This is a genomic window from Burkholderia sp. HI2714 (assembly GCF_002223085.1).
GTDB classification, from domain to species: domain Bacteria; phylum Pseudomonadota; class Gammaproteobacteria; order Burkholderiales; family Burkholderiaceae; genus Burkholderia; species Burkholderia lata_D.
In genome coordinates this window covers 259,060-265,388 of sequence record NZ_NKFM01000055.1, presented here as the reverse complement: position 1 = coordinate 265,388, position 6,329 = coordinate 259,060, and the positions used below count along the sequence as shown (strand labels likewise).

Sequence of the window (6,329 nt, the reverse complement as noted above, 5' to 3'; positions counted from 1 at the left end):
CAAGCGACGCTGAAGGTTTGGCTCGAACGGGCATGGCGGATCTGCCGCCAGCAGAAGAAGGACAAAAACAAGCTGTATGCTCTGCATGCGCCGGAAGTCGAATGCATCTCGAAAGGCAAAGCGCGCCAGCCATACGAATTCGGCGTGAAGACGAGTCTGGCGATCACCGAGAAGAGCGGCCTGATCGTCGGCGCGCGTACCTTCACGGGCAACCCGTACGACGGCCACACGCTGGCCGCACAGCTTGAGCAGACGCGCATCCTGTTGGAAGCCGTGCCAGGCGATCCGCAGCCGAAGACGGTGCTGGCCGACCTGGGCTATCGTGGAGTCGACGCCGAACTCGGCGCGGTCAAACTGATTCACCGCGGCAAGTACAAGACGCTGAGCGAGAAGCAGCGCAAGTGGCTCAAGCGACGTCAGGCGGTCGAACCGATCATCGGCCATGTCAAACAGGATCACGGACTGCGGCGCTGCTGGCTCAAGGGTGCCACCGGCGATGCGTTGCATGCGGTGCTGTGCGCGACGGGCTTCAACCTGCGCTGGTTGCTGCGCGCGATTGCCCGACTGGGCATCGGGCCAGTCTTGTTGCGCTTGCTTCGGTGCGTCAAAAGTGCGGCTTTCGCGCATTATTACCTCACCATAGCCCGGCAATTACGAGTTGACGTACCCTTGCGCTCGCCATTTCGATGGGCGGTGGCGTTGACGTGCGCGATTCAACTCGCGACGAGCTCGCGCTGCGCGCAGCTCGAAGCAGGCGCCTGAATTTCGCATGTCCGACCAGCTACCTGTCGATCGGCAACGGCGACGGCGCCGCCGGATGCGGGCTGCACCACCCCGGCTACGACTTCAACGACGCGTGCCTCGCCACGGGCGCGAGCTACTGGATTGCACTGGCGGAGCGCTACCTCGCGTGACGTGCTGGCACGATTTTGACTGACGATTCACACAAGGAAGGAGACTGGCAATGAAGCAGTGGAAACGGATGGCGGCGCTCGCGGTGGCACTGGCGGCAGGGGCGGCGCATGCGGGCGACTGGGCGGGCAAGGAGATCCGCCTCGCGGTCGATCCGACTTACCCGCCGCTCGAATACAAGCTGCCCGACGGCACGCTGACGGGTTTCGGAATCGACATCACGAACGCATTGTGCGCGGAGCTGCGTGCGCGCTGCGTGTGGGTCGAGTCGAGTTTCGACGGGATGATCCCGGGGCTGCTCGCGCGCAAGTTCGACGTGATCGCGTCGTCGATGACGATCACGCCGAAGCGGCAGCAGCAGATCGCCTTCACGAACCGGATCTCGAATGCGCCGGCACGCCTCATCGCGCGCAAGGGCTCGCCGCTGCTGCCGACGGCCGACGCGCTGAAGGGCAAGCGCGTGGGCGTCGAGCAGGGTTCCGCGCAGGCCGACTACGCGGTCGCGAACTGGCAGCCGGCCGGCGTGCAGGTCGTGTCGTACCAGAACCAGGATCAGGTCTACGCCGATCTCATGACGGGCCGGCTCGACGCGGCGTTCCAGGCATCGATCGCGGCGAGCGACGGCTTCCTGAAGAAGCCGCAGGGCAAGGATTTCGCGTTCGTCGGCGCGGCGATCGACGACGTGAAGTACTTCGGGCAGGGCGACGGGCTCGGGCTGCGCAAGCAGGACAACGACCTGCGTGACGCCTTCAACCGCGCGCTCGCGACGATCCTCGCGAACGGCACGTACCAGCGGATCAACAAGAAGTACTTCGACTTCGATATTTACGGCGCGAAGTAAGCGGCGACGCCCGGAAACGGGCGGTCACGACAATATAAATAAGGAAAACGAATGAACTGGAGATTGGCTTTCGTCGCGGTTCCGGCGCTGTGTGCAGCGCCCGCGTTCGCGTTCGCGCAAGGTAGCGTCACGTTGTACGGGCTCGTCGATGCGGGCATCGACTACACGAACAACGTCGGCGGCCACAGTGCGTGGCAGATGGCAAGCGGCTTCGCGCAAGGCAGCCGCTGGGGGCTGAAGGGCACCGAGGACCTGGGCGGCGGCTACAGCGCGCTGTTCCAGCTCGAGAACGGCTTCAACGTGAACAACGGCACGCTCGCGCAGGGCGGCCGCATGTTCGGGCGGCAGGCGTACGTCGGGCTCGGCAGCGCGCGGTTCGGCACGCTGACGCTCGGCCGCCAATACGATGCGGTGGTCGACTATCTCGCGCCGACGACCGCGAACGGCAGCTGGGGCGTCTATCCGTTCTCGCATCCGCTCGACAACGACAACACCGGCAACACGTTTCGCGTGAACAACACGGTGAAGTATGCGAGCCCGGATTTCGCCGGTTTCTCGTTCGGCGGCACGTACAGTTTCAGCAACGACACGGGCTTCGCGAACAACCGGCAGTGGAGCGTCGGCGCGCAGTACGAGCAGGGCGGCTTGCTGGTCGGCGCGGCCTTCCTGAATGCGGACAACCCGGGCGCGACGTCGGGCGGCGCGATCGCGGGCTCGGGGTCGGTCGGCGCCGATGCGAACTTTGCATCGGCGCGGCTGCGGATCTTCGGTGCGGGCATCAACTACACGGCGGGGCCCGCGACGGTCGGGTTCGCTTACACGAACAGCAACGTCACGCGGCCGACCGCGAATGTCGGCTACCTGTTCGGCGACGAAACGATCGAGCCGGTGACCGGCCCGCTCGCGGGTGGCACGGTGTCGTCGATCAAGTACCAGAATTTCGAGGTGAACGGCAAATACCAGTTCACGCCGGCGTTGTTCGTCGGTGCGCAGTACGTGTACACGACGGTGCGCTACGACGCGACGACGGGCAGCGCGAAGCCGAAGATCCATTCGCTCGGGCTGATGGCCGACTACAACCTGTCGAAGCGCACGGACGTGTACCTGATGGGCGCGTACCAGCGGATCGCGGGCGATGCGACGGGCTCGTCGCTCGACCAGGCCTATATTCCCGGCGCGGCGGATCTGTCGTCGACCTCGAAGCAGCTGATGGTTCACGCGGGGATCCGCCACAAGTTCTGACGGCGCGATGACGGACGAGGCGGCGGGCCGGACTGCCCGCCGCCTCGAAGCGCTTACTGCGCGACGCGGATCACGACCTTCCCGAAGTGTTGCCCCGACTGCAGGTGTGCATACGCCTGCGGTGCTTCGTCGAAGCCGAACACGCGATCGACCACCGGCCTGATCTGCTTCGCGTCGACGAGGCGCACGACATCGTCGAGCATCGCGCGGCTGCCGACCATGATCCCGTGCAGTTGCCGGATCCCGCCGATCAGCGACAGCAGCCCGAGTTCGGGGCCGGCGAAGCTGCTGAGGCCGCCGATCACCGACACGATGCCGCCCAGCTTCGTCGCGGCCACCGAGCGCGGCAGCGTATCCTTGCCGCCGACTTCGACGACCAGGTCCGCACCCGCGCCGCCGGTAAGCCGCAGCACTTCGTGCTGCCATTCGGGCGTCGCGCGATAGTTGATGGTTGCGTCCGCACCGAGTGCGCGGGCGCGCTCGAGCTTCGCATCGCTCGACGACGTGACGATCGTGCGCAACCCCGCCGCATGCGCGAGCTGCAGCGCGACGATCGACACGCCGCCGGTGCCGAGCAGCACGACGGTCGCGCCGGGCTTCAGGCCGCCGTCGGCGAACAGCGCGTTCCACGCGGTAATCCCGGCGCACGACAGCGTCGCCGCCTCGTCATAGTTCAGATGCGCGGGAATCGCCACCAGCGCGGCTTCGTCGGAGACGAAATGCTCGGCCAGCACGCCGTCGAATTGCGCGCCGGGCGACCCGGAGACTTTCTGCGGCGTGGGCGGCCCGTCGATCCAGTGCGGAAAGTACGTGTTGATCACGCGATCGCCCGGCTTGAAGCGCGTGACGTCGCGGCCGGCTTCGATGACTTCGCCGGCGCCGTCGGCCACCGGGATCAGCGCGTCCGTGCCGATGCCGAGATAGTCGCCGCGCGCGAACATCAGGTCGCGGTAGTTCAGCCCGGCGGCGTGGATCTTCACGACGACGTCGGTCGGCCCGACCGCGCGGCGTGTCGCGTCGATGCGCCGAAGCCCGGCCACGCCGTCGCCCGGTTTCACTTGCCATGCGTGCATGTCGACTCCTTTTTCGAGATAGAGCGGACTATCATAGTGTTGCGCACGGGGACGCATTGGCGAGAATTTGGCCGATGACTGTCGCCAGTGTGGATACAACCCTATGGCCCAACCGGAGCGGAATGGCATGGACGAGCGGCTGAGAGGCGTGGCCGAATTTGTCGACGTGGTGGAGTCGGGCAGCTTCGCGGCGGCCGCGCTGCGGCTCGGCGTCACGCGCTCGGCCGTCGCGAAGGTCGTCGCGCGGCTCGAACGCCGCCTCGGCGCGCGGCTCCTGCAGCGCACGACCCGCCAGCTCGGCCTGACCGATGAGGGGCTCGTCTATTACGAGCAGTGCCGGCGGCTGCTGGCCGAACTCGGCGAGACGGAGGCCGCGCTCGACGCGGGGCAGCGCGAGCCGGCGGGGCGGCTGCGCGTCAGCGTGCCCGTGCTGTTCGGGCGGCAGTGCGTGGCGCCCGTCATGCGGCGCCTCGTCGAGCGCCATCCGCGGCTCGAGATCGACGTGTCGTTCAGCGACCGCGTGGCCGACCTGGTCAACGACGGCTTCGACATCGCGGTGCGTATCGGCGAGCTGGCCGACACGAGTGCGCTGGTCGGCCGCAAGCTCGGCGTGCAGCGCATGGGCATCTGCGCGTCGCCCGCGTATCTCGATCGTCACGGCCGGCCGGAGGGGCTCGACGCACTCGCGTCGCACGTCGGCATCGCGTATTCGCGCGGCGGGCAACCGACGCCATGGCGGGTCGTCGGCGCGGACGGCGCGGTGCACGACCATCGCCCGGCCGGCCGCCTGCGGCTCGACGACCTGCAGGCGATCGCCGATGCGGCCGCCGCCGGCGCGGGCCTCGCGTGGCTGCCCTGCTGGCTGATGGCGCCTTACCTGCGCGACGGCCGCCTCGCGCTCGTGATGGACAGCAACAGCGTGTCGGGCGCCGAAGTGTTCGCGGTGCGGCCGGCATCGCGCCAGGTGCCGTCGAAGGTGCGCGTCGTCATCGATGCGCTCGTCGACGAGATACCGCGCATGCTGGCGTCGGATGATTGACGCGGGCGCGGTTATCGCGACTTCCCCACGAAGCATGATCGACTGACGCGGCGTATGATCGTCGCACGCCGAATCTACCGGGGGCACGCCGTCATGAAGAGGGAACAGCCGGTCGTCATCGTCATGGCCGTGACCGTACCGAACCTCGCCTGTCACCCGGTGTGCCGCTGATGCGCACGTTTGCGCGTGGCCCCGGCGCAAGCGGGGCAGACTTCCCTGCGACCACCCGGCGCGAGCAGGCATGACGGCGACCGATGCGCCGAAAGCCGCACGGCCACCGGGCTGGCTGCGCATCGCGCCCGCGCTGTTCCTGCTGCTGTGGGCAAGTGGCTTCGTGTTCCTGAAGCTCGGCTTGCGCTATGCCGATCCGCTCACGTTCCTCGCGCTGCGCTATGCGTGCGTCGTCGCGCTGCTCGCCGGCCCGTTCCTGTGGCTGCGCCCCGCGTTGCCGCGCACGGGGCGCGCATGGCGCGATCTCGTCGTGGTCGGCCTGTTGCTGCAGGCCGGCTATTTCGCGTTCACGTACCTGAGCCTGAAGCTCGGCATGTCGGCCGGCGCCGTCGCGCTCGTCACGTCGCAGCAGCCAATCCTCGTCGGGCTGCTCGCGCCGATGATTGCCGGCGAGCGTGTGGGCGTGCTGCGCTGGATCGGGCTCGCGCTCGGCGCCGCGGGCGCGGTGCTGGTGATCCTCGCGCGTTCGTCGGTCGATGTCGCGTCGCCGTGGGCGCTCGCGTTCGCATTGCTCGCGCTCGCGTGCATCACCGGCGGCACGCTGTGGGAAAAGCGCTTCGGCACCGACGTGCATCCGGTCACCGCGAACCTCGTGCAGTACGCGGTCGGCCTGGCGGTCACCGCGCCGCTCGCGTTCGCGCTCGAGCCGATGCACGTGCAATGGACCGCCGGGCTCGCCGGCTCGCTCGCGTACCTCGTCATCTGCAACTCGCTGATCGCGATCTCGCTGCTGCTCGCGATGGTGCGGTACGGCGAGGCGTCGCGCGTGTCGGCGCTGTTCTTCCTGATCCCGCCCGCGACCGCGCTGATCGCACGCGTGGCGCTCGGCGAGACGATCGGCGCGCTCGCGTGGCCGGGCATGGCGCTCGCGGCCGCCGGCCTGTTTCTCGTGATGCGCTACTGAACCGAACGCGCCGCGTGCATCTCACATATCGAGACGACGTCCCGTTAATTGACGCGAAATTCACGCGGCTCCTAGACTGGCCTGGAT

Annotated in this window: 5 protein-coding genes and 2 pseudogenes; 6 read left to right on the top strand and 1 reads right to left on the bottom strand. The window is 67.8% G+C overall.

Annotated elements, in window-relative coordinates:
• From CFB82_RS30595 to CFB82_RS30580, 4 genes and pseudogenes are all read left to right on the top strand, one after another.
• A pseudogene (locus CFB82_RS30595) lies at positions 1-567 on the top strand (transposase); the annotation flags it as partial.
• Between the two features lie 200 nt (positions 568-767).
• Positions 768-914 (top strand): annotated as a pseudogene (locus tag CFB82_RS30590) (amidohydrolase); the annotation flags it as partial.
• A 50-nt stretch (positions 915-964) separates the two neighbouring features.
• Positions 965-1,753 carry an ABC transporter substrate-binding protein gene (locus CFB82_RS30585; protein ID WP_089486490.1) on the top strand — a complete coding sequence of 263 codons (789 nt, stop codon included), beginning with the start codon at positions 965-967 and terminating at the stop codon, positions 1,751-1,753.
• A 51-nt stretch (positions 1,754-1,804) separates the two neighbouring features.
• Positions 1,805-2,995 carry a porin gene (locus tag CFB82_RS30580; protein ID WP_089486489.1) on the top strand — a complete coding sequence of 397 codons (1,191 nt, stop codon included), beginning with the start codon at positions 1,805-1,807 and terminating at the stop codon, positions 2,993-2,995.
• A 53-nt stretch (positions 2,996-3,048) separates the two neighbouring features.
• On the opposite strand, the gene CFB82_RS30575 is transcribed toward CFB82_RS30580, so the two are convergent.
• The gene (locus tag CFB82_RS30575) at positions 3,049-4,068 is read right to left on the bottom strand and encodes a zinc-dependent alcohol dehydrogenase family protein (protein WP_089486488.1); all 1,020 of its coding nucleotides are present in this window, start codon (positions 4,066-4,068) and stop codon (positions 3,049-3,051) included.
• 127 nt (positions 4,069-4,195) lie between these two features.
• On the opposite strand from CFB82_RS30575, the gene CFB82_RS30570 reads away from it, so the two are divergent.
• Positions 4,196-5,107, top strand: a complete 912-nt coding sequence (locus CFB82_RS30570) for a LysR family transcriptional regulator (protein WP_089486487.1) — start codon at positions 4,196-4,198, stop codon at positions 5,105-5,107.
• Positions 5,108-5,348: 241 nt separating this feature from the next.
• On the top strand, positions 5,349-6,242 hold the full coding sequence (locus tag CFB82_RS30565) for a DMT family transporter (RefSeq protein ID WP_089486486.1): 894 nt from the start codon (positions 5,349-5,351) through the stop codon (positions 6,240-6,242).
• The last annotated feature ends 87 nt before the right edge of the window (positions 6,243-6,329 follow it).